This is a genomic window from Treponema porcinum, from assembly GCF_900167145.1.
Classification (GTDB): domain Bacteria; phylum Spirochaetota; class Spirochaetia; order Treponematales; family Treponemataceae; genus Treponema_D; species Treponema_D porcinum.
Genome location: NZ_FUWG01000002.1, coordinates 17298 through 44194, shown reverse-complemented (window position 1 = coordinate 44194; position 26897 = coordinate 17298). Strand labels below are relative to the sequence as shown.

21 protein-coding genes are annotated in these 26897 nt (G+C 44.0%); 14 read left to right on the top strand and 7 right to left on the bottom strand.

What is annotated here, in order from left to right; all coding sequences use genetic code 11:
• Nucleotides 1-2 precede the first annotated feature (2 nt).
• The 12 genes from B5D55_RS00190 to B5D55_RS00135 all read left to right on the top strand — a co-directional run bounded on the left by B5D55_RS00190 (nt 3) and on the right by B5D55_RS00135 (nt 17338).
• A complete protein-coding gene (locus B5D55_RS00190) occupies nt 3-290 on the top strand; it encodes a flagellar biosynthesis anti-sigma factor FlgM (RefSeq protein ID WP_078931967.1) in 288 nt (95 codons plus the stop codon).
• A 152-nt stretch (nt 291-442) separates the two neighbouring features.
• Nucleotides 443-1591, top strand: a complete 1149-nt coding sequence (locus tag B5D55_RS00185) for an iron-containing alcohol dehydrogenase (RefSeq protein WP_078931966.1) — start codon at nt 443-445, stop codon at nt 1589-1591.
• Between the two features lie 88 nt (nt 1592-1679).
• Nucleotides 1680-2513, top strand: a complete 834-nt coding sequence (locus B5D55_RS00180) for a TrmH family RNA methyltransferase (RefSeq protein WP_078931965.1) — start codon at nt 1680-1682, stop codon at nt 2511-2513.
• Nucleotides 2514-2770: 257 nt separating this feature from the next.
• Nucleotides 2771-4603 (top strand): glutamine--fructose-6-phosphate transaminase (isomerizing), encoded by a 1833-nt coding sequence (gene glmS / locus B5D55_RS00175; RefSeq protein WP_078931964.1) that lies wholly within the window; start codon nt 2771-2773, stop codon nt 4601-4603.
• Nucleotides 4604-4612: 9 nt separating this feature from the next.
• Nucleotides 4613-5842 carry a dicarboxylate/amino acid:cation symporter gene (locus B5D55_RS00170; RefSeq protein WP_078931963.1) on the top strand — a complete coding sequence of 410 codons (1230 nt, stop codon included), beginning with the start codon at nt 4613-4615 and terminating at the stop codon, nt 5840-5842.
• Between the two features lie 67 nt (nt 5843-5909).
• The gene (locus tag B5D55_RS00165) at nt 5910-6809 is read left to right on the top strand and encodes a hypothetical protein (protein ID WP_078931962.1); all 900 of its coding nucleotides are present in this window, start codon (nt 5910-5912) and stop codon (nt 6807-6809) included.
• Nucleotides 6810-6924: 115 nt separating this feature from the next.
• Nucleotides 6925-9363 (top strand): helix-hairpin-helix domain-containing protein, encoded by a 2439-nt coding sequence (locus B5D55_RS00160; RefSeq protein WP_078931961.1) that lies wholly within the window; start codon nt 6925-6927, stop codon nt 9361-9363.
• Nucleotides 9364-9699: 336 nt separating this feature from the next.
• Nucleotides 9700-12435, top strand: a complete 2736-nt coding sequence (locus B5D55_RS00155) for a hypothetical protein (RefSeq protein WP_078931960.1) — start codon at nt 9700-9702, stop codon at nt 12433-12435.
• Nucleotides 12432-13853 (top strand): hypothetical protein, encoded by a 1422-nt coding sequence (locus tag B5D55_RS00150; protein ID WP_078931959.1) that lies wholly within the window; start codon nt 12432-12434, stop codon nt 13851-13853. The genes B5D55_RS00155 and B5D55_RS00150 overlap by 4 nt, the downstream gene beginning before the upstream one ends.
• A 98-nt stretch (nt 13854-13951) precedes the next feature.
• Nucleotides 13952-14812: a sulfide/dihydroorotate dehydrogenase-like FAD/NAD-binding protein gene (locus B5D55_RS00145; protein WP_078931958.1), complete on the top strand. Its 861-nt coding sequence runs from the start codon at nt 13952-13954 to the stop codon at nt 14810-14812.
• Nucleotides 14813-14832: 20 nt separating this feature from the next.
• Nucleotides 14833-16311 (top strand): NADPH-dependent glutamate synthase, encoded by a 1479-nt coding sequence (gltA, locus tag B5D55_RS00140; protein WP_078931957.1) that lies wholly within the window; start codon nt 14833-14835, stop codon nt 16309-16311.
• 115 nt (nt 16312-16426) lie between these two features.
• Nucleotides 16427-17338, top strand: a complete 912-nt coding sequence (locus tag B5D55_RS00135; RefSeq protein WP_078931956.1) for a GerMN domain-containing protein — start codon at nt 16427-16429, stop codon at nt 17336-17338.
• Between the two features lie 23 nt (nt 17339-17361).
• On the opposite strand, the gene B5D55_RS00130 is transcribed toward B5D55_RS00135, so the two are convergent.
• The 3 genes from B5D55_RS00130 to B5D55_RS00120 are packed head-to-tail and all read right to left on the bottom strand — an operon-like array spanning nt 17362 to nt 20123.
• Nucleotides 17362-18165 (bottom strand): ABC transporter ATP-binding protein, encoded by an 804-nt coding sequence (locus B5D55_RS00130; protein WP_078931955.1) that lies wholly within the window; start codon nt 18163-18165, stop codon nt 17362-17364.
• On the bottom strand, nt 18162-19115 hold the full coding sequence (locus tag B5D55_RS00125) for an ABC transporter permease (RefSeq protein WP_078931954.1): 954 nt from the start codon (nt 19113-19115) through the stop codon (nt 18162-18164). Before B5D55_RS00125 ends, B5D55_RS00130 begins: the two co-directional genes overlap by 4 nt.
• An 18-nt stretch (nt 19116-19133) precedes the next feature.
• Nucleotides 19134-20123 (bottom strand): ABC transporter substrate-binding protein, encoded by a 990-nt coding sequence (locus B5D55_RS00120; protein WP_078931953.1) that lies wholly within the window; start codon nt 20121-20123, stop codon nt 19134-19136.
• A gap of 130 nt (nt 20124-20253) precedes the next feature.
• On the opposite strand from B5D55_RS00120, the gene B5D55_RS00115 reads away from it, so the two are divergent.
• Nucleotides 20254-21630 carry an HD-GYP domain-containing protein gene (locus B5D55_RS00115; RefSeq protein WP_200805257.1) on the top strand — a complete coding sequence of 459 codons (1377 nt, stop codon included), beginning with the start codon at nt 20254-20256 and terminating at the stop codon, nt 21628-21630.
• 45 nt (nt 21631-21675) lie between these two features.
• Here the strand turns inward: B5D55_RS00115 and B5D55_RS00110 are convergent, their stop codons facing one another.
• On the bottom strand, nt 21676-22797 hold the full coding sequence (locus B5D55_RS00110; protein WP_078931952.1) for an acyltransferase family protein: 1122 nt from the start codon (nt 22795-22797) through the stop codon (nt 21676-21678).
• Nucleotides 22798-22917: 120 nt separating this feature from the next.
• Between B5D55_RS00110 and B5D55_RS00105 the strand changes: the two genes are divergently transcribed.
• Nucleotides 22918-23250, top strand: a complete 333-nt coding sequence (locus tag B5D55_RS00105) for a helix-turn-helix domain-containing protein (RefSeq protein WP_078931951.1) — start codon at nt 22918-22920, stop codon at nt 23248-23250.
• 30 nt (nt 23251-23280) lie between these two features.
• Here the strand turns inward: B5D55_RS00105 and B5D55_RS00100 are convergent, their stop codons facing one another.
• Genes B5D55_RS00100 through B5D55_RS00090 form a run of 3 tightly spaced genes read right to left on the bottom strand, consistent with a single transcriptional unit; the run spans nt 23281 to nt 26857 of the window.
• Nucleotides 23281-24240, bottom strand: coding sequence for an ABC transporter permease (locus B5D55_RS00100; protein WP_078931950.1), 960 nt, complete (start codon nt 24238-24240; stop codon nt 23281-23283).
• On the bottom strand, nt 24237-25340 hold the full coding sequence (locus B5D55_RS00095; RefSeq protein WP_078931949.1) for an ABC transporter permease: 1104 nt from the start codon (nt 25338-25340) through the stop codon (nt 24237-24239). Before B5D55_RS00095 ends, B5D55_RS00100 begins: the two co-directional genes overlap by 4 nt.
• A complete protein-coding gene (locus B5D55_RS00090; RefSeq protein WP_078931948.1) occupies nt 25337-26857 on the bottom strand; it encodes an ABC transporter ATP-binding protein in 1521 nt (506 codons plus the stop codon). Before B5D55_RS00090 ends, B5D55_RS00095 begins: the two co-directional genes overlap by 4 nt.
• Between the last annotated feature and the right edge of the window lie 40 nt (nt 26858-26897).

Here is a 26897-nt window from a genome sequence, read left to right as displayed (position 1 = left end):
AAATGATGATAGACAAAATTGGTGGAATTAATCCTCTAAACAATGTTCAGAACACACGTCGTAGTAACGGAGCAGCTCAGGTACGTTCGGATGCAGATTCCATTTCTGTTTCTAATGAAGCAAAAGAAAAGGCTGCCGTTTATTATATGAACCAGGTTGCTGCTGAAACTCCTGATGTACGTGCAGACCGCATTGCAGAAGTAAAGGCAAAACTTCAGAATCCGAATTATTTGAATGATTCTGTGATTGCTTCTGCTGCCGACAAGCTGATGCAGAGTTTCGGACTGTAGTTTTTGAAAAAATGCATCTAAAATCTTTATGAAATAGAGAAGACGGAATAGAAATTCCGTCTTTTTTATTTTATAGTTATTTAGGCAGAGGGTTTGCTGACTGAAGGAAAGCCGGTAAAAACGATGCTGCTTTATTATAAACAGGATTGAATATGTCAGATTTGATTTTTAGGATTTCGCAGAATATTGTACTGGGATCGTATACGATAAGCAGGCTTCCGCAGAACGTAAAGGTGTGGGGCTCGCGCTTTATGATTGTAATGGATCCGGTTCTGAAGGAAGTAGGACTTCAGGATAAGGTGCTGCAGCCGCTTCTGGAACGTAAGATTGAATATTTTATTTACGAGAACATTACTGACGGCGCAAATACAAAGGAAATTGAACAGGCGCTCATGCTTGCACAGCAGGGGCGCGTTCACGGAATTATAGCTGCCGGCGGTTCAAAAGCGCTTCATCTTGGAGCAGCAGTCGCCGCTTTGTATAACGAAAATCATTCCGTGTATGATTATATGGACGGCGCAGTTCCTACGACGGCATCGCTTCCGCTTATATGCATTCCTACTACAATGCGCGCGCCGTACGTTTTTACGCCGTTTGTTCCTGTAGTCGATTCGCGCAGCCGCCAGACAAAATTATTGAAGGTTCAGTCCGGGCTGTGCAAGCTTGTACTGTGGGATTCTAACCTTGCGATGACGCTTACTGACAACCAGAAGGCTTCTATTTCCATAGAAACGCTGTGTCTTGCCGTTGAGGCATATATTTCCCAGAAAGCAACTTTTTTCAGCGATATGTTTGCGGAAAAGGCGGCGGAACTTCTGAGCTATGGAATGGACGGCGCAAAGTCGCTTGAAATAACTACTCCGCCAGAAATTCTGCTTGCGCAGGGTGGATGCCTTGCGTCTGTTGCGGCGGCTTCAAGTTCTGCAGGAGTGGCGAGCCTTCTTGCAATGACGATAAATTCACGTTATTCGATTTCACGGTCGCTTGTTGCGGCAATTCTTTTTCCGTATATTCTTGAGGATGCAAGGCAGTTTAAAGCGGAGCGCGTTGAAAAAATCGGCAGGCTTATGGGTGTAATTCCTGAAGGGGTAGAAAATGCAGAAGCTGTAACGGCGTTTGCGGATAACATACGCCAGCGGCTTGCAAAGGCAAACCTTCCTGTGCGACTGAAAGATTTGTCCGTTTCGGTGGATCAACTTGCGCTGGCCGCAGAAGATGCCGGTCAGCTTGACATAGTAAATTCTCTTCCGCGCAGTATGACTACGGACGACCTTTTTGACATTCTGAAACAGGCGTTCTAGCGTATGATAGATCCAGAGCGAATAAAATCCGAGCAGTGCCGCAGGATTTTAAGAGCGTATAAATAGAGAAATTGCGGAGCAATTTTACATGATAGAACCAGCAAAATTATTTCAGCTTTCCGGAGGGCAGAAAAGGCGCAAGCTTGCGCTTACGTTCGGGGCGCTGGAGCGCGACATTGCAGGTATTGCAGAAAAGGGTACTGAGTATTCCTTTAAGAATATGCCGCGCGCTGAATATACAAGAAAAATAACGGAAATTCTCCTGCAAGATCCAAAGCTTGATAAAGCCGCTTCGGACGAATTGCGCCGTCTTCTTGATGAAAAACCGTTTGACGAGCTTCGCGTATGCAACTGTGCAAGAAACCATCTGCTTGCGCTTATCGGGACGTTTCCGGCGGAATGGGATCTGGTGATTGCGCCGCACGAAAGTCCGGTTGATGAAAACGGCGTTGTAAAGGCGCGGCGTTTCTACCCTGGCATATGCGTATACGCAGAGGATATTCGTTCGCCGTTCAATATTGGTTCGATTTTCAGGACGGCGGAGGGAATGGGTGCAGAGAAAGTTTATGTTTCCCCGTTCTGCGTTGATCCTGAACAGCCGCGTGCCGTGCGGAGCGGTATGGGCTGCATTGAAACGATGGGCTACGAGCGCGTTCCGCTGGAGGCACTGCCGGAAGATATGCCGGTTTTTGCGCTTGAAACAGGCGGAACTCCGATTGAAGAATTTAAGTTTCCCGAACGCGGAATATGCATTATCGGTTCGGAAGAACTTGGTGTAAGTCCGCAGTCACTTTCGCGTGCAGATTACGGACGCGTTTCCATTCCGATGATAGGGCTTAAGGCAAGCCTTAACGTTGGTGTTGCATTCGGTATTTTGATGCAGAAGTGGGTTGAGTCGCTGATGCGCGGGGAGAGGGGCTGAAAAAAGGTCTGGAAATGAGTTTCCGGCGCGGTTAATTTGCCGGGGCGTTACGGGGCAGAGCCCTGTTTGAGGGGGCAGGCGAAGACGGACGTGTTGAGCTTTGCGAAATACGGGCGGCTGAGCCGAGGGGGAGACTTCCCCCACCCTGATGAATTTTATATAATGAGCTACATTCAAAGTTAACACTGAAAAATCTTCGATGGATTTATTCAGTGTTTCCTTAAAAATAATTTATTGTGATCTTTGCGGGGGTTTCTATGTGCGGAATAGTTGGTTATGTGGGAACGGAAAATGCCGTTCCGTATTTGATAAATGGTCTGAAAAAGCTTGAGTACCGCGGTTATGATTCGAGCGGAATTATTGTTGGAAAAATTGAGGGCGGCGAGCCGAAATTCTATTTGTATAAAAAGGCAGGGAAACTTTCTCAGCTGGTGGGTGTTCTTCCTAAGGAACTGAGCGGTTCCTGGGGAATCGGGCATACAAGATGGGCGACTCACGGTATGGTTACTGACCTGAATGCGCATCCGTTTTATGGCAACAGGAATAAGGTTGCTGCGGTGCATAACGGAATTATCGAGAATTTCCAGCAGCTTCGTGCGGATTTGCAGAAAGAGGGCGTTGAGTTTTCAAGCGAAACTGATTCTGAAGTCATTCCTAATCTTGTGGAAAAGCATTATTCCGGAAACCTGCTTGATGCTGTTCAGAAGGCGCTTAATGAGGTTATCGGAACGTATGCGCTTGCGATTACTTGTGTTGACGAGCCTGACAAGATTGTTGTTGCAAAGCGCGGCGGTCCTCTTGTCATAGGGCTTTCGGACAATGCGTATTATATTGCTTCTGATGTTAATGCGATTGTGGGTAATACTACGCGCGTAATTTATCTTGAGGACGGCGATATTGTTGAGGTTACGAAAGACGGTCTTAAATTCCCGAATGTCATTAACAATGATTATGCTAAACGCGTTGAGGAAATTACGATAAATGCCCACGAAACGGAAAAGTGCGGTTATGAAACGTATATGGAAAAGGAAATCAACGAGCAGCCGGAATCGATTGAGCGTGCGTTTGCCGGACGCATCGATATGGAAAATGCTACGGCTAAGATGAGCGGATTTGAGGACGATATTTTCAAGCGGACAAAGAAAATCTGCTGTATGTCTGCCGGAACGAGCTGGTATGCAAGTTACGAGGGCTGTCTTTTGTTTGAGCAGATTGCGCGCATTTTTGCTTATACGGAATTTTCAAGCGAGCTGCGCTATAAAAATCCGCTTGTTGGTGAAGATGACGTGTATCTTGCGGTTAGTCAGAGCGGCGAAACGGCTGATACGATTTATGCGATGAAGGAAATTCAGGAGAAGGGCGGAAAGGTTTTTGGAATTTGCAATGTTGTAAGTTCGACTATTGCGCGGCAGAGTAACGGCGGTGCGTTCATTCACGCCGGGCCGGAGATTGCCGTTGCTTCTACCAAGGCTTTTTCAAACACTCTGATTATTTTCTATCTTCTTGCGCTTAAGTTTGCCCGGCAGCGCGGTATGAGCAAGGAGGACGGTCTTAAGTTCATAAAGCAGATTATGCAGCAGCCGCGCCTTGTGAAAGAGACGCTTATGAACAGGGAGAAAATTCATGCAGTTGCCAAAAAATATTGCGGAGCAAAGGATTTTTTGTTCCTTGGACGCGGTCTTATGTACCCGATTGCGCTTGAAGGCGCGCTTAAGCTGAAGGAAATTTCGTATATTCACGCAGAGGCTTTTGCTGCCGGGGAGATAAAGCATGGGCCTATTGCGATGGTTAATGAGAATGCGCCGAGCGTGTTCCTTGTTCCTGATGATTATCTTCGCGAGAAGGTTATTTCCAATATAAAGGAAATTAAGGCGCGCAAGGGGCCTGTTATTGCAATCGGTGTTGAGGGTGATACTGAGCTTGAAGCGATTGTTGACGATTTTATTGCCGTGCCGAAGGTGGAAAATCCTGTTTTCTATGCAATTCCGATGGTTGCGGTGTGCCAGCTGTTTGCGTTCTATTGTGCGCGCGAGCTTGGCAAAGACGTTGATCAGCCGCGAAATCTTGCAAAATCGGTTACGGTAGAGTAAGGAAACTGTATGAAACTTTGGATAAAATATCTTATTGGGGCGCTGTTCGGAGCGGCGTTTGCATTTATTCTTCCTTTGGGAAATGAACAGGTGGCGGCTGCCGTTTCGTTCGTAACGGAAATTATCGTAAGGTTCGGACGGTATATGGTTGTGCCGGTGGTGTTTTTTACTGCCGTCATTGCGTTCAACCGTCTGCGCGATACGAAGATGCTTTTTAAGACCGGCATCTGGACGGGAGGAGTGATTGTTGCTTCTTCGCTTATTCTTACGGTTACGGGACTTCTTTCTATTTTGATTGTAAAGCTTCCGCGCATTCCGATTACGGTTGAAACAGTTTCGGAATCGGCATCGCTTGGCGTGGGTGATTTGATTAAGAGCCTTCTTCCGTATTCTGCGTTTGAAACGCTTAATAACGGTTCGTTCATTCTGGCGGCATTTTTCTTTGCAATGCTTGTGGGAACGGCGTCTACTGCTGACCCGGTTCTGTTCAAGCCGGTGACGCAGCTAGCTGATTCGCTTTCAAAACTTATGTACAACATAAGCGTTATTTTTACGGAATTCCTTTCCGTGGGAATGGTGGCGGTTCTGTGCAGCTGGACTATTCAGTTCCGCGGAGTGCTGACAAGCGGAGTTTTTGCGCCGCTTATCCTTATGCTTCTTGTTGATTTTATTTTCATTGCCGGCGTTGTTTATCCGCTGATTATACGGTATCTGTGCCACGATCCGCATCCGTACCGGATTCTTTACGCTTCAGTCTGTTCTGTTGTTACGGCATTTTTCAGCGGCGATACAAATCTTGTGCTTCAGCTTAATATGCGCCACGGAAAAGAAAGTCTTGGAGTGCGCCGGCGCATAAACGGTGTTGTTCATCCGCTTTTCAGCATTTTTGCACGCGGCGGTTCTGCACTTGTTACGGCGATAAGCTTTATCGTAATATGGCGTTCGTATTCCAGCCTGAGCATTCCGTTTACTGATATTCTGTGGATAACGGCAGTTTCTTTCGGAATTTCGTTCCTGCTCGGTGGATTTCCTGCCGGAGGCGCGTTCGTTTCAATATCCGTTCTGTGTATGCTTTACAGCCGCGGATTTGAAAACGGATTTCTTCTGCTTAAGCCTGCTGCGCCGATAATCTGCTCTTTTGCGGCAGCTTTTGATGCGCTTACGGCGATTTTCGGCAGCTACATAATTGCGGTAAAGACAAAACTTGTCGAGCATCACGGAATTAAACATTATATCTAAAATTTATATTCTTTTTTTGTCATTCTGTATTATAATAGATTGTCGTTACGTTGCTTGGGGGTGATTTTTGGATAATCTAGTAGACGAAATTATCAAGGGTCGAAAAACTTTTTTTATAGCGCCTGACAGGTCTTTACTTCCGCAGGGACTTCTGGAAGAATGCCTTACGATGGGCTATGAATGTTATTTCATTGATAATGATATTTTTCTGTCAATAGAAACAAAAGTAGAAATTATACTTTCTATATTCAAAGATTCTATCCTTTTTTTCAATATAGATTTCCGCATTCCTAATTTGAATTGGGCACAGTTTATTCAGCAGATGCACGTAAAATATCCTGAGGCTTTGTTCGGCGTTGTTTATGCAAAGAGGCAGTCGCCTGCGGAGCGGACGGCTATAGAAAGGCAGTATCTGTACACAATCGGAATTCAGTGCGGGTGTATTCAGCTTGAATATCAGAAAAAAAACAATTTTGACATTATTGAGAAAGTTTTGTGGGCAAATCAAGCAATGGGACGGCGAAAGAATGTTCGTGCAGTATGTACTTCTTCCTGTAATTTTCAGCTTGTTACGGATGCAAAGGAAGGGCTTTCCGGAAAACTTAGTGATATAAGCATAAGCCATTTTTCATTCTGTGTTGATGAAAATGCCCTGACGCTTGCCGAGTATGAGAAAGTTCACGACGTTGCGCTTTCCATAAAGGGACTTCATATCCGCTCTGATGCAGTTCTGTATATGACGCGCAAAACTGATGCCGGAAAATTATTTGTCTTTGCATTCGTCAGCAAAAGCGGACAGAGCGGTCTTGATCCGTTGAACAAACAGCTTCTTATTCCGAAACTGTATGAGATTATGTCAGAAAACTGCAATGATTTGCTGGACAAGCTGTTCAATGCCGCAAGCAGAAAGTCATCTTCTTCCAGCGGAATAGTTGAACTTGAGGCTCTTGACGGAAACGAACTGTAATTTTCTGAAATTCCCCTTCTGAAAACGAAGGGAAAGCTGTCTTTTTTTTCTTTTTTCAAGCGATTATTTTTTTTGTCTTTACACGCATTTTGTTTTTTCGTAAAATTGATGTCCTATGGAATTTACAGAAGAAACGATTGAAGCGTTACAAATCAATGAAGTTGATATTATGAAGAAAATTGCTGACGAATTGCAGATTCGCGTTCAGCAGGTAAGTGCGGTCATCAGTCTTGTTGATGAAGGGTGTACCATTCCGTTCATCAGCCGTTACCGCAAGGAAAAGCACGATAATTTGAATGAAGTGCAGGTTCGTGACTGCGACCATCTTTTCAAAACATATAAAAATCTTGAAGAGCGCCGTCTTGAGATTGTAAAGGGTATTTTCAAGCAGGGAAAACTTACTGAAAGCCTTTACACTGCGGCAATGACGGCTTCTACGCTTACGGAGCTTGAAGATTTGTGGGCACCGTTCAAGAAAAAGAAGAAGACGCGCGGTATGGTCGCTATAGAAAAAGGACTTGATGCGCTTGCAGATGCAATGCTTGAACTTGACGACGAGGCAATCCGGGAAAAGGCAAAGGAATTCATTAAGACTGATAATGAGGATGCTGCGCTTAACGTTGAGAGTGCGGAAGATGCGCTTTCCGGGGCAAAAGATATTCTTGCCGAGCGCGTAAGTCAGGACACGAATAACCGTACTGCAATCCACGATTTGTATATGGCGGAAGGCAATATAAATACAAAAGGAATTGTTCCGGAAGGACAGGACGAAGAGCAGGTTGCCAAAACGTCTACATATCAGATGTACTGGGACTATACAGAACCGCTTAGTCAAGTGAAGCCGCACCGTATTCTTGCCATAAACCGCGGCGAACGTGAGGGGGCGCTTGACGTAACTCTTGATGTAAACGTTGATTCAGCCGTTGATTTGCTTACGCGCCGTACAAAAGTAAATAATTCATATCACAAGGAAGCGATTGAGGACGGAGTAGTGCGGCTTTTAAGTCCGGCTGTTCTTCGTGAAATACGCAGCGATGAAACTGATGCAGCAGACGATCACGGAATCGGAATTTTCAGCGAAAATCTGAAAAATCTTCTGATGACGCAGCCGATTAAGGGAAGCCGCGTTCTTGGTATTGACCCTGGAATCCGCACCGGTACAAAATGCGCCGCGCTTGATGAAACGGGAAAATATCTTGGCTATTTCAAGATTTTCCAGGTACAGGATCCTGACGGCGCATACAAGGCGCTGAACGATGCAATTGACAAGTACGATATTCAGGTTGTTGCAGTAGGAAACGGAACGGGAAGCCCTGAAGTTCAGGCTGTAGTTTCAAAAGTAATTACGGAAAATTATGCGGATGCGGACGTTCGCTATACTGTCGTTGATGAGTCCGGTGCGTCGGTGTATTCTGCAAGTGAAGTTGCCACAAAGGAATTCCCGGAACTTGATCTTACGATACGCGGCGCAATTTCTATGGGACGAAGGCTTCAGGATCCGCTTGCAGAACTTGTAAAAATCGATCCGAAAGCTATCGGCGTAGGTCTTTACCAGCACGATGTAAATCAGAAAAAGCTGAGCGAAACGCTTGATGAAGTTGTAGGTTCAGTTGTAAATCAGGTCGGCGTTAATCTTAATACAGCAAGCTATATGCTTTTGAGTTACGTTTCCGGCATTACGATGAGCACGGCGAAAAAAATCACCGAATACCGCGATGCAAACGGAAAAATTACAAACCGCGAAGATTTGAAAAAAGTTCCGGGACTTGGTCCTAAGGCGTTTGAACAGTGTGCCGGATTCCTTAAAATTGCAGAAAGCGATGATCCGCTTGATAATACCTGGGTTCACCCGGAAAATTACGGTGTTGCGCGCGAGGTTCTTCCTGTTGTAAAAGCCGGCGGAAAAATCGACAGTGCAAAGCGCAGGGAACTGTGCGAAAAGTACGGCATCGGTGAAACGACTTTGAACGATATTATAGAAGAATTGCAGAAGCCGAATCGTGATCCGCGTGACGGATATCCTGCTCCGATTATGCAGAAAGGCGTTGTTCAGTTTGAAGATTTGAAAGAAGGAATGAAAGTTACCGGAAAAATCAAGAACGTCGTTGATTTTGGTGCATTTGTTGATATTGGTCTGCACGAAACAGGTCTTATCCACGTTTCAGAATTAAGCGATTCGTTTGTTTCTGATCCGATGGAAGTCGTAAAGGTAGGCGATATTTTTGAGTTTACTATTCTTGCGCTTGACAAGGACCGCCGCAGAATCAGCCTGAGCCTTAAAAGCGATGCGGCAAGCCGCATAGGGCAGAACAATGCCGGCAGGTCTGCCGGAAACGGAGAAGGCACTTCGTCTGGTGGTGCGCGTAAAGTTGTTGTTGTAAAGAAAGGTTCTGCCGGAGCAAAAGGCGGTTCTGACAAAGGAGGATTCCGCCAGGACAAGGGAGCAAGACAGTTTGCAGGCGGAAACCGCGACGGGCGCGGCAGAGGCGGCTATAATTCCGGAAGTGATGACGGAATGAGCTACAATCCGTTCGCCGATCTTCTGAAAAAATAGCGTACGCATTACAGTACGAAACAGTAAAAAAGGCTGCCTTGAGTGACGTTTTATATAAAATGAGCTTAATGGGCAGCCTTTTTTATTTGCAATATCTTGTTTTTAATGTTAACCTGTCTGTGATTTATTTTTCCTGCATTTTATTTGTGTGAATGTTTTAATTTTTTTATGGGAGGGTGTAATAAAAACTTTGCCTAAAATGGAGTCAAAGTTTTTATCCACAAGTTTGCGTTGCAAACTTTCTTATTGTCTGCACATTCTCATTGCATTGCGAATGTGCGTAACAAGTCAAATCGGAACTTGAAACTTCCTCATTGACTTTTTATGGGAGAGCATATGAAAAACATAAAGCTTTTTGTTATGGCAGCGGCAGTTCTTCTTATTGTTTCCTGCAGCTGGAAAATTCCAGAGTCCGTTTCTGTAAAAACGAATGCCGAATATAACTTTACGATAGGCACGTTTTCCGAAAAACTGTCGAAATATCTTTCTGTTGATACGCTTTCGGAACAGATAAAATCGTCTTCATCTGAACTTTCTTTTGACGTGTATGATTATTATCCAGATGAAGACAGTCAGAAAGTTGCTGCCGGCGGAAGTGCTATGCAGCAATTTCTTGTTGATTTTTCATTGCAGGAAATTCCGATTGATATAGGTTCTTACCTTGATAAAATGGATTTTGCAGACAAGTTGAAAGGAATGTCTTTTGACCAGACGTTCGATGTTCCTGATTTGTCTGTTTCTTCTTTTGAAGAACCGATTAATTTATCAGACATAAATAAAAAAATCCGTGAAAACGCAGATTTGAATTTTGGTGCTATAACAATTCCTCATGGCATAAACGGTACTCTTTCTGAAGAGCAGTGTCCGTTGCAGAACGTAACTGTGAATGCGCCTGAGTTTAAGGCACTGGAATTTTATTCCGGTTCGCTTGTGTTGACGATAATATGTAATCAACCGCCGGTTGTTTCTACAAATTTAAAAATCTTTCTGCTTGACGGTGACGACAAGGAGATAACGTCTGTTTCCAATGTAGATTTGCTTACCCAGTCGGAGATTTTTCTTCCCCTTGCCGGAAAAACTCTTGTTCCGAAAATGAAACTTAAAGTGTCCGGTACATCATCAGGCGGAACTTCAGGTAACAATTCCACCTACAGCATTTCTGCAAGTTTTTCCGATGATTCAACAATCAGCCGCGCAACCGGTCTTACAATGAGTATTGATCCGGTATCTATAAATCAGGCAGTGAAGATAGGAACGGAAGATGCGTTTGTAAGCTGTGAAATCGGCGATAAGAGTGAAACGGAAAAAAGCATTCTTTCCATTACTACAAAACTTCCTGACGGATGGACTGGCGTTACGGCAACCCGCGAAATTAATTTGAGCGGTGCAATTACGGCAGCTGATGCGGAGTTTAATAAAACAAATGAGTTCGGGGAATATCTTATAAACCGAAATCTTGCTTTGAACGGCAAGACATATTCTAAAAAAGAAATTGATGGCGTTGTGAGCGGCGATATTGATGTTGGCGGAACGATAAATATTTCTTTGAAAAAAGCGGATATTGTCCTTCCGAATGGTGAAGCACCAAAGATTATGATAAGCACTTCGTGCAGCATTACAAAAGTAACGTCTATGACGATTGACTTGAGTAAATATGAATCACCGATTGAAACAAAAGTTGAAGTAAATGAAGATTTGCCTTCCGAAGTTTCTAAATTTATAGAAAAAATACAGCTGAATCCGTCAGGACTGAACGTTAAGTATTATAATATGCTTCCGGAAGGAAATGATATTGGTTTTACTGTTAATTCAGGTTTCTTTGGAATAACAAATGAAACAAATTCAATGAATGGCGGAACAGGCACGGCTGACGCACCTTCGGAATCTATGAAATTTCTTGGATCAGAAAAAACAGTTATTACCGCTTCCGAAAAAATCATTGATTTTTCCGCAGAAATGGGGTTTCCGGGAAAAACGGCGGAAAATCCGGATTATGTAACGCTTACAAACATTGAAATTGGTAAAAGTTATGCCGTTGGTGTAACAGTTGAGCCTGTTTTTGACTGGGAATCTATTAAGCTAAAAACAGCAAATACGGCAGTTGAAGGAAACGTAGATACAGGTCTTAATGTATCAGAGATTTTTAAATCTTTGACAGATGAACTTGGAGATGATTCTTTTATAAGCCGTATTAAACTTAAGGAAATACCGCTTTATTTATACAGTATTGTGCCGGAAATTGTACAGGATTTTACTTTTACCGGAAATCTTACTGCGGCGGCGTATGATGCGGAAGATAAGCGTGTTGGTGATGAAATAGAGATAGAGGATAATTTCGTTATATCTGATTCTGTTCTTCCTGCGCTGCAGAAAGCTGTTGGTTCTGATTCTATAGTAACAGGCTTTGGTGATGCGTCACAATATACGAATATTGCCGATTTGTTCAATGTTCATGCATCAGGAAACATCAAGATTGACTATAATTTTAATCTTGGAAAAAGTGATGCAGGAAGTAGTGACCCGACTATTGAAATAAAAAAAGCTGATTTGGATGAACTTGGCGAAGATTCCGTCAGCATAATGCTTCACGCGCGTCTTATCCTTCCTCTGGAATTGAGTGTTGCAAGGCTAGATGGGAATTCTAATGAGCCTGTTGTTATAGACATTATGAAACTGATGGATCTTGAGCCGGGCGATGATTTATTCAGCAGAAACGAGCCTACAGACCTTGATGACCTTGAAAAATATATTGACGCTATTGAAACTGCTGGAATACGCTATTCAGTTAAGAATAATGTTCTGCAATCAGATAAAGTGCCACACATCGAGCTTGATACTCAGGATGACAGTTTGCAGAATGAAAAGTATAACATTAGTTTTTCGACCGGAACGCTTAATATAGAAATTGATGATATGAAAGACATTCTGCGCTCCTATCCGTTCAGTCCGACGGTAAAACTGAAAATTCCGGTAGGAACATATAAAATTCCGCGTAATGCCGAAGCCGGCGTAGGATTTTCCGTTTATATAAAGACGGACGGTACAGTAAATCTGTTCGGAGGAGATGAATGATGAAAAATTTTATTGTTATATTTTTTGTTTTATTCTTCTGCGCTGTTTCTGCATTTGCACAGGGAATGGACGGTGCTCCTGTTGTGTTTTCTGATGAACAGCCGGATGTCATACAATCAGATGAAATTTCCGGTGAAGAACAGGAATATGATGAATTTTCTGACGAAGATTTCATTCAGGATTTTGAAGAATTTAATACTGTTTCGGAAGAGGAAACTGTCCGCTCTGTGCGCAGTCACGTAGGCTCTTTGCCGCACCGCATTTTTGAGATGGGCTTTTCTTTTGACGTGGATTTTTCCAATAATTATTTTAATGCCAACGATTTTCTTGTAAAAGATTTAGTCATCGACCTTCGGAAAATGGCAAAAGATATGCCTAAAGAGGGGTTTAAGCTTAATATGAATATGACTCCGGATTTCTTTCTGAATTTGAACCTTAAGAACGGCGTTCACGTAGGACTGAATTTTGGTGTAGAGTCATACGGAAATTTTACGATTTCAAAAGATTTGTTTGATTTTCTTGGCTACGGAAATGATCTTAACGAAAAAATTACGCTTGACGGAAAAATGAACGGCGATGCGTTTATGTTCGTTGACTGTGCCGTAGGTTTTGATTTGTTTGGTTTTCATCTTGAGCTAATTCCTGCGGTGTATCTTCCTTTCATTCACGCAACTGCGGAAAATTTGCACGGTTCGTTTGTTAATGATGAAAACGGCGGACTCAGGGCAAATGCGTCGGCGGATATTGTAATGTACACGTTTACTGATATGCAGCCGTTTTTTGACGGTGATGTTGACGTAAATCAGGTTGTTGAGGCGATGAAAGACGGCTGGGGTTTTGACATAGAATCATCTCTGGAACATAAAATCTTTAATACGCTTGACGGCGCCGTTTACAGCCGCATACCGATTGTTCCTGGTCAGCTGAATTATTCTACAAAGATGACGATGACTGCTTCTATGGAAGTTGACGAACTGAAAAATATGTTTGAGGACGGAGATGACGGTCTTCAGAAAGATTTTGATGTTTCTGACAAGGAATACAGTACTGCAAGCTATAATCTGCATCGTCCGATGCGTATGGGTGCACAGGTTGCCTGGCGTCCGTTCGGAAAATGGTGTACTTTCGGCGGACTTTTAGGTTTTGGCGTAAAGCAGCCGTTTACATCTGATGCTTACGGGTATCCGGAATACACGCTTTCCATCGATATTGATTTGTTCATCAAAAACTGGAATATGCTCGGCCTGCGCCTTTCTTCCGCATACCTTGACGAAGTTTTCAAACATAATGCCGGGTTTATCTTTAATTTAAGGGCGTTTGAACTTAATCTTGGCGTTTGTGCTTCCGGCGGTTCTTTTACAAGCAGCTTTAAGGGTGCCGGTGCGGGCGCTTACTTTATGGTTGCATTCGGCTGGTAACTTTTTACGATGACAGATTTTATGGTTTTGTCAAATAATTGACGGTTTCACCATATTGCAGTAGAATAAATCTTAATACCGATTTTAGAGGATTAAGTATGTTTAAAATTCTTGAGAAACGCAAGTTATCTGATATGTCCGAAACGTGGTATATGAAGGTAACTGCTCCTGAAATTGCCCGCAACAGAAAAGCCGGACAGTTCATTATTTTACAGGTTGATACAGAATTTGGTGAAAGAATTCCGCTTACAATTGCGGATGCAAATGCGGAAGAAGGCTGGATTGCACTTGCTTTTCAGGCTGTAGGAGCGACTACTTATAAACTTTCGCAGAAAAATGTCGGTGACGAACTTCCGGCATTGCTCGGTCCGCTCGGTAATCCGTCCGTTATAGAAAAGAAAGACGGTCCTGTCGTTGTTGTAGGCGGCGGATTCGGCGTTGCGCCTTGCTATCCGATTGTGCAGGCTCATAAAGCTGTCGGAAATAAAGTTATCGTCGTCATTGCGGCGCGTACAAAAGACCTTCTTATTTATGTTGATGAAATGAAGGCAATTGCTGACGAAGTTATAATTATGACTGACGACGGTTCTGCCGGCCGTCAGGGTGTTTCTACCGTTCCGCTTAAGGAAATGTGCGAATCGCAGTGTCCTCCGTCAGAAGTCATTGCAATCGGTCCGCCGATAATGATGAAATTCTGCGCGCTTACTACAAAGCCGTATAATGTACCTACAACAGTTTCCCTGAATACGATTATGATTGACGGAACTGGTATGTGCGGCGGCTGCCGTGTAAGTATCGGCGGAGAAACAAAATTCGTATGTGTTGACGGTCCTGAATTTGATGCCCACCTTGTAGACTGGGACAATATGATGATGCGTATGAAATCTTTTAAACCGCGCGAGCAGGAAGATTTCCATAAATGCAAGCTTCAGGCACAGGCAGACGCACTGTCAAAATAATTCTGATTTAGGAACAGAGAATGAATACAATAGAAGAATTGAATGCAATAGCCAGAGAGGAACTGGCAAAAATCAAGGGAAAAGAACTTGGTAATAAAGAACGGATGGCAATTCCGCAGCAGGAAATGCCTAGCCGCAATCCAAAGGAGCGCGCGCGCCAGATGGCGGAAGTTGCACTTGGATATACGGAAGAGCAGGCTGTTGTTGAGGCGAACCGCTGCCTTCAGTGTAAGAACAAGCCGTGTATTTCCGGTTGTCCGGTAAACGTTCAGATTCCTGAATTTATTGCGGAAATTGCAAAAGGCGAATTTAAGAAAGCCGTTGATATAATCAAGCAGACAAGCCTTCTTCCTGCAATCTGCGGACGCGTATGCCCTCAGGAAAAGCAGTGCCAGGGACAGTGTACTGTAGGAAAAGTTTATAAATCTGGCGAGAAGGCTGTTTCAATCGGACGCCTGGAACGTTTTGTTGCAGACTGGGAGCGCGAAAACAAGAAAGTTACGATGCCGGAGATTGCGCCAAAGACAGGAAAGAAAGTTGCCGTTATCGGTGCTGGTCCTGCCGGTCTTACAGTTGCGGCAGACTGTGCGCGTGCCGGTCATTCCGTTACTGTGTTTGAGGCATTCCATAAAGCCGGCGGCGTTATGATGTACGGTATTCCTGAATTTCGTCTTCCAAAGGCGATTGTTCAGGAAGAAATTGATAACCTTAAGAAAATGGGCGTTGATTTTGAGTGTAACTTCCTTGTAGGACGGACTGATACGCTTGACCAGTTGCTTACGGAAAAGGGCTTTGACGCCGCCTTTGTAGGTACGGGCGCAGGTCTTCCTAAATTTATGAATATTCCGGGTGAAAACCTTATCGGCGTGTTCAGTGCGAACGAATATCTTACCCGCGCAAACCTTATGAAAGGTTACGATACTGCTCACGCGGCAACGCCTATTTACGAGGCAAAAAAAGTATGTGTCGTTGGCGGCGGAAACGTTGCTATGGATGCTGCCCGTATGGCATTGCGTCTTGGTGCGGAAGAAGTAAACGTAATTTACCGCCGTACACGCAATGAAATGCCGGCGCGTATTGAAGAAATCGCACACGCGGAGGAAGAAGGCGTTGTATTCCGCTTCCTTGAAAATCCTGTTGAAATCCTTGGAAACGAGGAAGGAAAAGTCTGCGGCGTAAAAGTTTTGAGCTATGAACTTGGCGAGCCTGACGCTTCTGGAAGGCGCAGTCCTGTTGCAATTAAGGGAAGCGAGCACATCGTTGAAACTGATGCAATGATTATTGCGCTTGGAAACGGCTCAAATCCGCTGCTTGTAAAGACAACGCCGGGTCTGAATGCGGATGCAAAAGGTCATATTTCGGTAGACGAAACGCAGGCAACTAGCCACGCAAAAGTCTGGGCAGGCGGCGACATCGTTCTTGGTGCGGCTACTGTCATTCTTGCAATGGGCGAAGGACGTAAAGCTGCTGCAGGAATAAATGCGTATCTTGCAAAATAAAAATCCAGCGGATTTTTCCGCTTTCTGATTTACATAAGCTGCTTCACCGGTAAGTGCCGGGCGGAGCAGCTTTTTTATTGCTAAAAAAACAAAAAAAAATGCCGATATATTGAATATGAGCAGTGATAAGAAGAAAAATACAGGACTTTTTGTGGCAGTGTGGTTTTTACTCCTCCTGCTGTTATTGATAGTTTTTTTTGTAAAGAAAGATACGATTGCCGGTAATCTTCAGAAAACCGATTTTTTTGAAAAAGTATTCGGAATGACTCCGGAATTTGTAAAAAATCATAAAGATACAAAGCTGTCTGCACAGGAAAAGGAAGAAACGTTCAGTTTTGACTTGCTTGAGTCCGGCAAAACGGCGGAACAGACTCATAAAAATACGTATGAAGAGGCGACCGGTTCTGAAAGCATAAAAGCAGTAAAGGAGAATGCAGACGTTATTTTACCGGAAGATGATGCTGCTGCGGAAGAAAATGCTTTTTATGCGGAGAATGCGCTTGCAGAAGCACTGAAACCGGCGGAAAAAGAAGCGGAAAGCGGTAAAAAAGATGCTGTGGCGGCGGAAAAGCCTAAGGAGAGCATAAAAACGCCGGCTGCCGTTCAGACGCGGGAGGTGTCGCTTTATTTTGTAGTGATAAATTCTGACGGAACGGTTAGCAGAAAGGCGGTGAAGCGCACTCTTCCAAAATCAGATTCTCCGCTTACGGATGCCGTTAATGCGCTTTTGTCCGGACCGTTGCCGGATGAGAGAAGCAAAAATTGTATGAGCCTTATTCCTGAGGGAACGCGGCTTTTGGGCGCATCCGTAAAAAACGGTGTTGCAACGCTTAATTTCAGCGAGGAGTTTGAATTCAATCCTGTTGGAGTGGAAGGCTACATTGCACAGCTGACGCAACTTGTCTTTACGGCAACGGAATTTTCTACCGTAAAAAGCGTTCAGTTCCTGATAGAGGGCGAGAAAAAAGATTATCTTGGAAGCGAAGGACAGTGGATTGGTTCTCCGCTTGCGAGAAGTTCGTTCTAGGGAAACACAGAATTTCCTGGTTTCTATTGAAGCAGCATCTGGTCGTTTACAATAGACTGCTTTTTAATCTGACGGAATTTCTCTACAATGTTGTCCATTGTAAGGCGTTCTTTTTCTTCCCTGCCTATATCAAGGATGATTTCGCCGCCGTCCATCATAAGAAGGCGTGTTCCGTAGTCAAGCGCGTGCTGCATATTGTGCGTTATCATCATTACAGTCAGATTATAGTCCTGTGCGAATTTACGCGTAAGTTCCATAATGATTGCGGCATTAGTAGGGTCAAGGGCGGCAGTATGCTCGTCAAGAAGCAGAAGCGACGGTTTTGACATTACCGCCATCAGCAGGGTGAGAGCCTGACGCTGTCCGCCGGAAAACTGTTCTACATTATCCGTAAGCCTGTTTTCAAGTCCCATATTCAGGACGGAAAGCTGTTCGCGGAAATAGGCGCGCATTTTATTGTTCAAAGTTATTTTAAGTCCCTTAAAGCCTTTTTTATGGGCTATTACCATATTGTCTTCAAGAGTCATTTTTCCGGCAGTTCCTAAAAGCGGATTCTGGTAAATTCTTCCGATGTAGTTTGCGCGGCGGTATTCCTTGTCGTGCGTTATGTCTCGCCTGCCGGTTTCAGTATCAAGAAGGATTGTACCGGAGGTGGGCGTATGGCTTCCGGCGATGACGTTGTACAGAGTAGATTTTCCGGCACCGTTACTTCCGATAACAGTTATGAAATCACCTTTATTGATTGTAAGATTGATGTTTTTAAGGGCGCGGTTTTCGTCCGGTGTGTTCTGATTGAACGTCATACAGATGTTGTTAAGCGTAATCATTTTGTTCCTCCGTCCTCTGAATTCTGCGCATTGTTCTTATTCCGTACGCTTTTCCATTTTTTGAACCGTTCTACACAGTCAGTTCTGGTGATGATGAGGCACAGAATGATAAGAAGTCCTGTGGCAAGCTTAAGGTCGTTAGGCGTCATGTGGATTTTGTAGCCGTAGCTTCTGGCAAGCATCATAAGCGCACGGTAAATGATTGATCCGATAAGTACGCGCGTTGTCTGCACTGTAATTTTGTTGGAACGCAGTATGAACTCTCCAAGCATAAGCGAGGCAAGTCCGCTTACAACGACTCCTGTTCCCATTCCTACGTCTGCAAAACCGTTGTACATTGCGGCGAACGCGCCTGCAAGAGCGGCAAGTCCGTTGCTTACGCAAATTCCGATTCCGCGTACGACGTTGGGATTTACGCCCTGCGAGATAATCAGCTGAGGATTTGCGCCGAGTGCACCCATCGTAAGTCCTAAATCTGTATGGTAGAACAAGTCAATCAGTCCTTTTAGGATAAAGACGAAAATTACAAGAAAAATAAGTATTCCCCACTGCGAATCCAGATTTGGAAAATGGTCGTAGAAAAATGCGTCTAGCCGGGAAAAAAGCGTAGGGATTTTAAGGAAAGATACGTTTGCCTTGTTTGACATAATGCGCAGGTTTACGGAGTACAGCATTGTCATTGTAAGAATTCCAGCAAGAAGATCCGGGATTTTAAACCGGGTGTAGATGACTGTCGTTATAAGACCGGCAAAAAGTCCTGCACAGAATGCAAGAAGCAGGGCGATAAACGGCGGAAGTCCGCTTGAAAGGCATGCTGCAAGGACGCAGGCTCCCAGCGGAAACGAGCCGTCTACGGTCATATCACAGAAATTCAGAACGCGGAACGTGGAAAAAACTCCAAGAACCATTATTCCGTAGATAAACCCTTCGATAAGAATTGATGAAATCATACCGCCCTGCCTGTGCTGTTATTTTTCCGTAAGTTTTCCGTTCTGGAAAATCATATTTGCAGAATCAATGTATTTTTTATCAACTGTAATTCCGCATTTTTTTGCTACATCAAGGTCAATGAGAAAGTCGCTGTCAGACGGATCTGTCATAAATCGTACAGGAATTTCTGTGCATTTTTTTCCGTTAAGAACCTGAACTACTATTTCTCCTGTTGCGCGGCCAGCTTTGTAATAGTTAAAGCCGCTTGCCATAAATATTCCGCCTTCTTTTGCCGCCGTTACATCACCAGAAAAAATCGGTTTTTTAGCTTTTCCGAATACGTTTACCAGTGAGGCGATTGCGCTGAACACTGTGTTGTCTGTTGTGAGGTAAATGCCGTCTACCCGGTTTACGATTGCTTCTGCTGCCTGCTTTACTTCATCAGACTTTGTAATGCTCTGCGTTACAAGCTCTATTCCTGCTTCGCGGCAGCCTTTTTTTACCAGCTCAAGTGCGCTTGCAGAATTGTCCTCGTTGCTTGTATAAATATACCCCAGCGTCTTTATTCCTGCAACTTCTTTAAATAACTGAATGTGCTGTTCCGTCGGAATTGCATCACTCATACCGGTGATGTTGCGTTCTCCGTGTTCAAGCGTTGAAACAAGTCCTGCGCCTACCGGATCAGTTACCGTTCCGAAAATTACAGGCGTAGTTTTAAGGGTAGTTGCAAGCGCAACCGCAATCGGCGTTGCAATACCTACGGCTGCGTCAACTTTTTTTGACTTGAACTGGTTTGCAATCTGCGCAGCAGTTCCTACATCGCCGTTTGCGTTCTGCAGGTCGTATTCTGCTTCAATTCCTGCATCCTTAATTGCATCTATTACTCCGCGCTCTACGTCGTCAAGTGCCTGATGCTGTACGATTTTTGCAATTCCGATTTTTACCGGCTTTTGCTTTTTGGGTGCTGCGTAAGAGCCTGCTGCAGCAAGCAGTAAAATTGATGCTGAAATAACTGTTATTTTTTTCATACGTTTTTTTTGCAGGGCGGATTGTCCGTTCCCTGCATTCCTCCTGAAAATAAATTTTCATTTCTGTATATAGAAACATTACTGTGATTAAAGGGTCTTGACAAGGGGGGAGGGGTGATATTCTGTGAATATGAATTTTGAAGATTTTAATTTAAATGATATAATACAGCGTTCTTTTATAGATATTACAGGGAGAATTGATTTTATGGAATATTGCAAGCTGCAGATAGGGTGTCTTGCCGTACTGTTTTACATATTGCTTTCTTATTTGCGTGGATATAAGTCATACAATTGGAGTCTGAGGGAATCTTTTTTTGATGAACTTCTTGTTCTTGCAATTTTATGCGTTTCTTTTGACTGCGCAACTGCCTACACTGTGAACCACCTTGATACTGTAAATCCGTTTTTGAATCTTATGCTTCATCTTTTGTTTTTGCTGTGCATTGATTCTGTCGTATTCGGACTTTTTGTGTATGTGCTGCACATAACGGACGTGCATCCGCAAAGGCGAATTGTAAAGTTTCTTGTACTTCTGCCGTTTGTGGTGAATATTATTGCAGTCGTATTAAACATCGGTTCGCTTGAATATATTCATGGCGTATATACAAATTATTCCATGGGAATTTCCGTATATACTTGTTTTTCAATGGTAATTCTTTATACGCTTATGACGGTTATTGTATTTTTTACGCGCATCAGGCACATTGAAAGCCACAAACGAAGATGTATTATAATTTACGTTCTGGTATCCCTTACAGGAATGACGATACAGTTTTTCAATCCGGAATATCTTATTACAAGCATAGGCGTTACCGTAATGATTCTGGGGATTTACCTTAGCTACGAAGACCCTGCGCTGAAGGAACTTTCTGAATATTATTCTGAAACGGTTATGAGTTTTGCAAATCTTGTAGAAAACAGGGACAGCAGTACCGGCGGTCATATCAAGCGGACTACGCAGTATGTGCGGCTGATTGCGCAGAACCTTCAGAAACGCGGATATTATAAAGACATTCTTACAAAGGATTTCATTTCCGATATGGAAAAAGCGGCGCCTCTCCATGACATCGGTAAAATTTCTGTGCCGGATGCCGTTCTTCAAAAACCGGGAAGACTGACGGACGAAGAATTTGCCGTTATGAAAAAGCATGCAGAAAACGGCGGAACTATAATCCGGGAGTCATTCGAAAAACTTGGGAACGATGAATATACGGAGATGGCGTATGAAGTAGCGCGTTATCATCACGAAAAGTGGAACGGCAGGGGCTATCCGGAAGGGCTTTCCGGGGAAAAAATTCCGCTTTGTGCGCGGATTATGGCCGTTGCCGACGTATTTGATGCTGTTTCTGAAAAAAGGTGCTACCGTGATGCAATGCCGCTTGAACAGTGCTTTGACATTATCCGCAAAGGTACAGGAGAAGACTTTGATCCGCTTATTGCAAAGGTATTCCTTGAAATAAAAGATGCGGTGGAAGAAGTCCACCGCAGTTTTGCACAGAATAAATGAGGTAATTTGTTGAGGGGGGCTATGGAGAGTCGTTTATCCTGTTTTTTATATCCGACCGCCGGTAAGCAGAAAAAATAATTTAGGGTAGATTTTACGGATGGATGCCCCGATGCAGACAAGAAGCACGATGCACAAAAGCGATGTTCCGAAAAACTGAATGAGTATCAGCGCACCGTGCATTGGAAAAAATTGTACGCTCAGTTTGCTTACTACTGCACTGATAAACGGAGCATGAGCGGCATAAATCCAGAAGGAATATGCAGAAAGTCCTGACAGGATAGAATACGCTTTTTCATTTTTGCATGCATTTCCAGCAGCTTTTACCGCAAGAAGAATTGTAAGGATTGTGTTTAGAAAACCTATTATTACGGCAGCAGGATTTTCTGTGAAGGATAAATACATACAGACGGCGGTAAAAACTGCATATCCCGAAAGGGCATCGCGCCACCGCAAAGAGTCAAGGGCATTCAGAACTCCTTGAATGTGCCGGACGGCGTAAAACCCCAGCGAAAAGTAAAACAGCGCAGGGAAAATCCAGAACGGGTCGGGGAAAAGTCCTGCAAGCCGTAAAATCGTTGCGCTAAGAATTAAAGCAAGATAGAAAAAAGGCGTTTTCTGTACGGCGATTTTTATAAGCGGTGAGATGCAGAAAAATACAAGCAGATTTCTAAGATACCAGAACTGATATACAAGAGGATGATAGTAATCAGCATCTGGCTGGGTTCTTCCGAAAAACGCTTTTATTACGTCAACTGCTTTCCAGGAACGGATAATGTTCTGTTCCTGCGTAAAATATGGACGTGTAAACGCAAATGACTGAGCTGCAAAAAATAGTGCTGCTGTAATCAGCGTCCATAAAATGTACGGAACGACAATTCCTTGAAATTTAGATTTTACTGTTACTTTGGCAGGCTTTGGCTTTGCGGCAAAAAGGTAGCCGGATATAATGAAAAACAGCGGAACTGCTATTCCACCCCATACATTTGCAATAAGATGTCTGATAATTTCGACATATAAAGGTGCTGTTACAGCCATCGTTTCTCCGACAAAATTGACTTCCGTTACTTTGAAATGAATGAAAATCACAAAACAGGCAAGCGGAAATCTGATGGCGGTAATTCTTTGTGAGAAATCTTGATTGATTTTGTTCGGCTGAAAATTCTCCATGTATTAAATCTGCTACAAAAAGATTTTAAAAGTGATTATATATAATCACTTTTTTGTAATTTAACGTCTTATAAGATTAAAGTCAAGTGAATTTCAGTCTGATTAGATTACATTTAACAAATGAGTTTTAAGGAAAATCTGCGTGATGAAATGGAATTTCAGGATGTAAAGCCGAAGGAACTTTCGGAGAAAACAGGTCTCAGCGTGAACACAATCCGAAATTACATAAACGGGCACAATGCGCTTCCGAATGTGGAGGCGGCAGTAAAAATTGCGCAGGCGCTGGATGTTTCAGTGGAATATCTTGTGGAACGTCAGAATGTGCGGTCAAAAAATAAATCTCCGAAGATTTTTACAATAGAAAAAATGCTTGCAGATTTTTCTGAGGAAGATATTTCCGCTGTGCTTGGAATAATAAAAGCAATCAGCGGAAAATATAATGAATTGACCTGAAAACTTTGTGTTTTATGCAAGCCGCCGCTGTTACCGTTCTTCCCGGAAATAGCTTTTGCCGAGTGCGGCGGGGCCTTGATTTTCTTTTTTGAAGCGAAGTCCCATTACTACAAGCACAATGATTGTTGCAAGGTACGGAATCATATCAAGAAGCTGCGGCGGAAGGGCGATTGCGTGCGCTCCTATGAAAAGATTCTGGCATTTGAACATAAGTCCTTTGAGTGCGCCGAATGCCCAGGCGGCAAGAATTGCTTTCAGCGGATTCCATGTGCAGAAAATGACGAGCGCAACGGAAATCCAGCCGGCGCCGGCGGTGATGTTTTCCTGCCAGCGCGGAACGAATACAAGCGAAAGATACGCGCCGCCAAGTCCGCAGACAAAGCCGCCGCCAAGGACGTGAACGTATTTATACAGCGATACGTTTATTCCTGAGGCATCTGCCGCCGCCGGATTTTCTCCGATGGCGCGGACATTCAGCCCAAGGCGGGTAAATCTGTAGTAGCAGAACAGAAGGACTGCCAGAAGTACGGAAAAATAAATGTACGGACTCTGGTCAAAAAGCATCGGGCCGAGAACCGGTATTTTTGAAAGAAGTGGAACTGCGCAGTGCGTAAACGGCTGGGTAACGGCTTGTGGAAGCGGCGTTGCGGTGAGCGTTTTTCCAAGATAGCTTGAAATTCCCGTGCCGAATGTCGTAAGCACAAGACCTGTAACAACCTGATTTCCGCGCAGTGTAACCGTTATGAATGCGTAGATAAATGCTCCTGCCGCGCCTGCAAGTCCTGCTGCAATGACTGCCGCCGCCGGATTTCCGGTAGTTATTCCTGTAAAATATCCGATGGATGCGCCCATAAGCATCATTCCCTCTGTTCCGAGGTTCGTGTTTCCGGCTTTTTCAAACAGAATTCCGCCTAGAATTCCAAAAAGAATATGCGTTCCTGTCTGAACGGCAACCTGTAAAAATAATCCTGCTGCAATACAAAATGTCATTTCTGAATACCTCCGTCGGAAAGCGGCTTGTCGGTGTTTTTTTTCGGAACAGTTCTTTTTGAAAACGAAATTTTGAACCTTACGAAAAATTCGCTTCCAAGAACAAAGAAAATTATGATTCCCTGAAGGATCTGTGCCATTGACGCAGGAATTTGCATTGAACTTTGAAGAAAGCTTCCACCCTGCAAAAGCATGCTAAACAGGAACGATACGGCTATCATCACAAGCGGATTGAGCTGTGAAAGCCAGGTTGTGATGACGGCAGTAAATCCAAGTCCGTTAGACATATTGTCCGTAAGTGAATTTTCTATGGCGGATGCCTGCATCATTCCTGCAAGACCGCACAGTCCGCCTGAAATAATGACTGCAATAATCATCGTGCGGCGTACGTTTATTCCTGCGTATTTTGCAGTTTCAAGGCTTTCTCCGATGACGGATACTTCGTAGCCGAATTTCGTTTTTGAAAGCAGAAAGAAAAGAAGGACTGCAAGAATAATGGTAATTATCCAGCCGATATGAATTCCGAACACGTTAGGAAGAATTGCATTTGAGTCAAAGCGTGCAATGCGCGGAAATCCGTTTCCCTTAGGGTCGCGCCACGGTCCGTACTGAAGATATCCTACCCATTTTTGCGCGATGTAGTTAAGCATAAGCGTAACGAGCGTTTCACTGGCACCCCATTTTATTTTAAGAGCAGCAGGAATAAGGGCGAAAAGTCCTCCGAACGCAAAACCGAAAGCGGTCATAAGCGGAATAAGCACGGGCGCGGGCATTTGCGGAAAAAGCATAACTGCCCAGGTTGCGCCGAACGCACCCATATAAAACTGTCCTTCTGCGCCGATGTTCCAGAATTTCATTTTGAACGCAATTCCTGTTCCTAAAGAAAGGACTGTAAGCGGAATTGCCTTGTTTACCGTTTCCCTGAACCTGTAGGCACTTCCGAGTGAACCGGTGATGATTTTTCCGTAGACCGTGAGCGGATTCATTCTCATAAACAGCATAATCATCATTGATGCCGCGATTGCCGCAGCCACAGCCGCAATGTTTACAAGAACAGCCTGTTTTGCAGAAAGCGCCTGCCGTGCAGATTTTCGTATCATTTTGAAACTCCGTCAGAAGTATATTTTCCCATCATCATAAGCCCGATTGTTTCTTTTGTGGTGGATTTTGGATCGATTATTCCCATGTTTTTACCGTCATGCAGAACCATTACGCGGTCACAGATTGCACAAATCTGGTCAATGTCTTCTGCTATCAGAAGGATTGCAATTCCGTGCTTTTTCTGTTCGTTGAGCGTTGCAATTATTGTATTCGTTGCGCCTACGTCAAGTCCGCGGAACGGATATGAAACGATAAGGAATTTGGGATGCATTTCAATTTCACGTGCAAGAAGGATTTTCTGAATGTTTCCGCCGGAAAGCTGTTTTACGGCATTATGGATTGACGGCGTTGCAATTCCGTAGCGTTTTACGATATCTTCAGCGTGTTTTCCGCCGGATTTTCTGTCTATGAAAATACCTCTGGAACTGTCGTAAGAGCGCAGGAGAATGTTGTCCGTTACGTCCATTCCGGCAACAAGTCCCATTCCAAGCCTGTCTTCCGGAACAAAATTCATTCTTATTCCAAGACGCCTTATTTCAAGTGGAGACATTTTAAGAAGTTCCGAGCCTTCAAAGATTGCAGAACCGCTTGCCGCGCTTATTCCCGTAAGGACTTCGCACAGTTCTTTCTGCCCTGAACCGACTATTCCTGCAATTCCAAGCATTTCTCCGCCGTGCAGGTCGAACGTAATATTGTCAAGCCGTTTTGCGCCGGACTTATTTACGAAAGAAAGTTTTTTTATGCTTAGGAGCGGTTTTTCCGAAAGCGGAACTTTTATATATTCATAGGAAAGATTGACTTTTTCACCAATCATCATTCCTGCAAGTTCTTCTTCAGAAGTGTCTTTTGTGCAGACTGTTCCTGCGAGTTTTCCCTTGTGCAGGACTGTTACGCGGTCGCTTATGCTCATAACTTCGTTCAGCTTATGCGTGATGATGATGATTGAGCAGCCTTCGGAGCGCATCCGGCGCAGCGTAGAGAACAGGTTTTCCGTTTCCTGCGGAGTGAGGACTGCGGTCGGTTCGTCAAGAATTAAAATTCGTGCTCCCTGATAAAGGATTTTTACGATTTCCACAGTCTGCTTTTCACTTACGGACATTGTGTAGATTTTTTTATCAAGGTCGATTGCAAAGCCGAACTGTTCTGCCAGCTGCCTGATTTTCTCTGCTATTTTGTTTTTTTGTATAAAAAAGCCGGCTTTCCGTTCGCCAAGCGTAATGTTTTCCAGCGCAGACATAACTTCCACCAGTTTAAAATGCTGGTGAACCATTCCTATTCCGGCAGCGATTGCGTCCTGCGGGGAAGAAAAATGCTGTACTTCTCCGTTGATTGAGATTGTTCCTGATTCCGGCGTGTAAATACCGGCAAGCATATTAACGAACGTGCTTTTTCCGCTGCCGTTTTCTCCGAGCAGCGCCAGAATTTCGCCTTTTTTTACAGTAAGGCTGATGTTCTGGTTTGAGCGAACCGTTCCGAAAGATTTTGACAAGTTCTGAACTTCTACCGCGTTATCCATTTGCATATACTACTCTATATGAAAAAAAAAGTCATTTCCG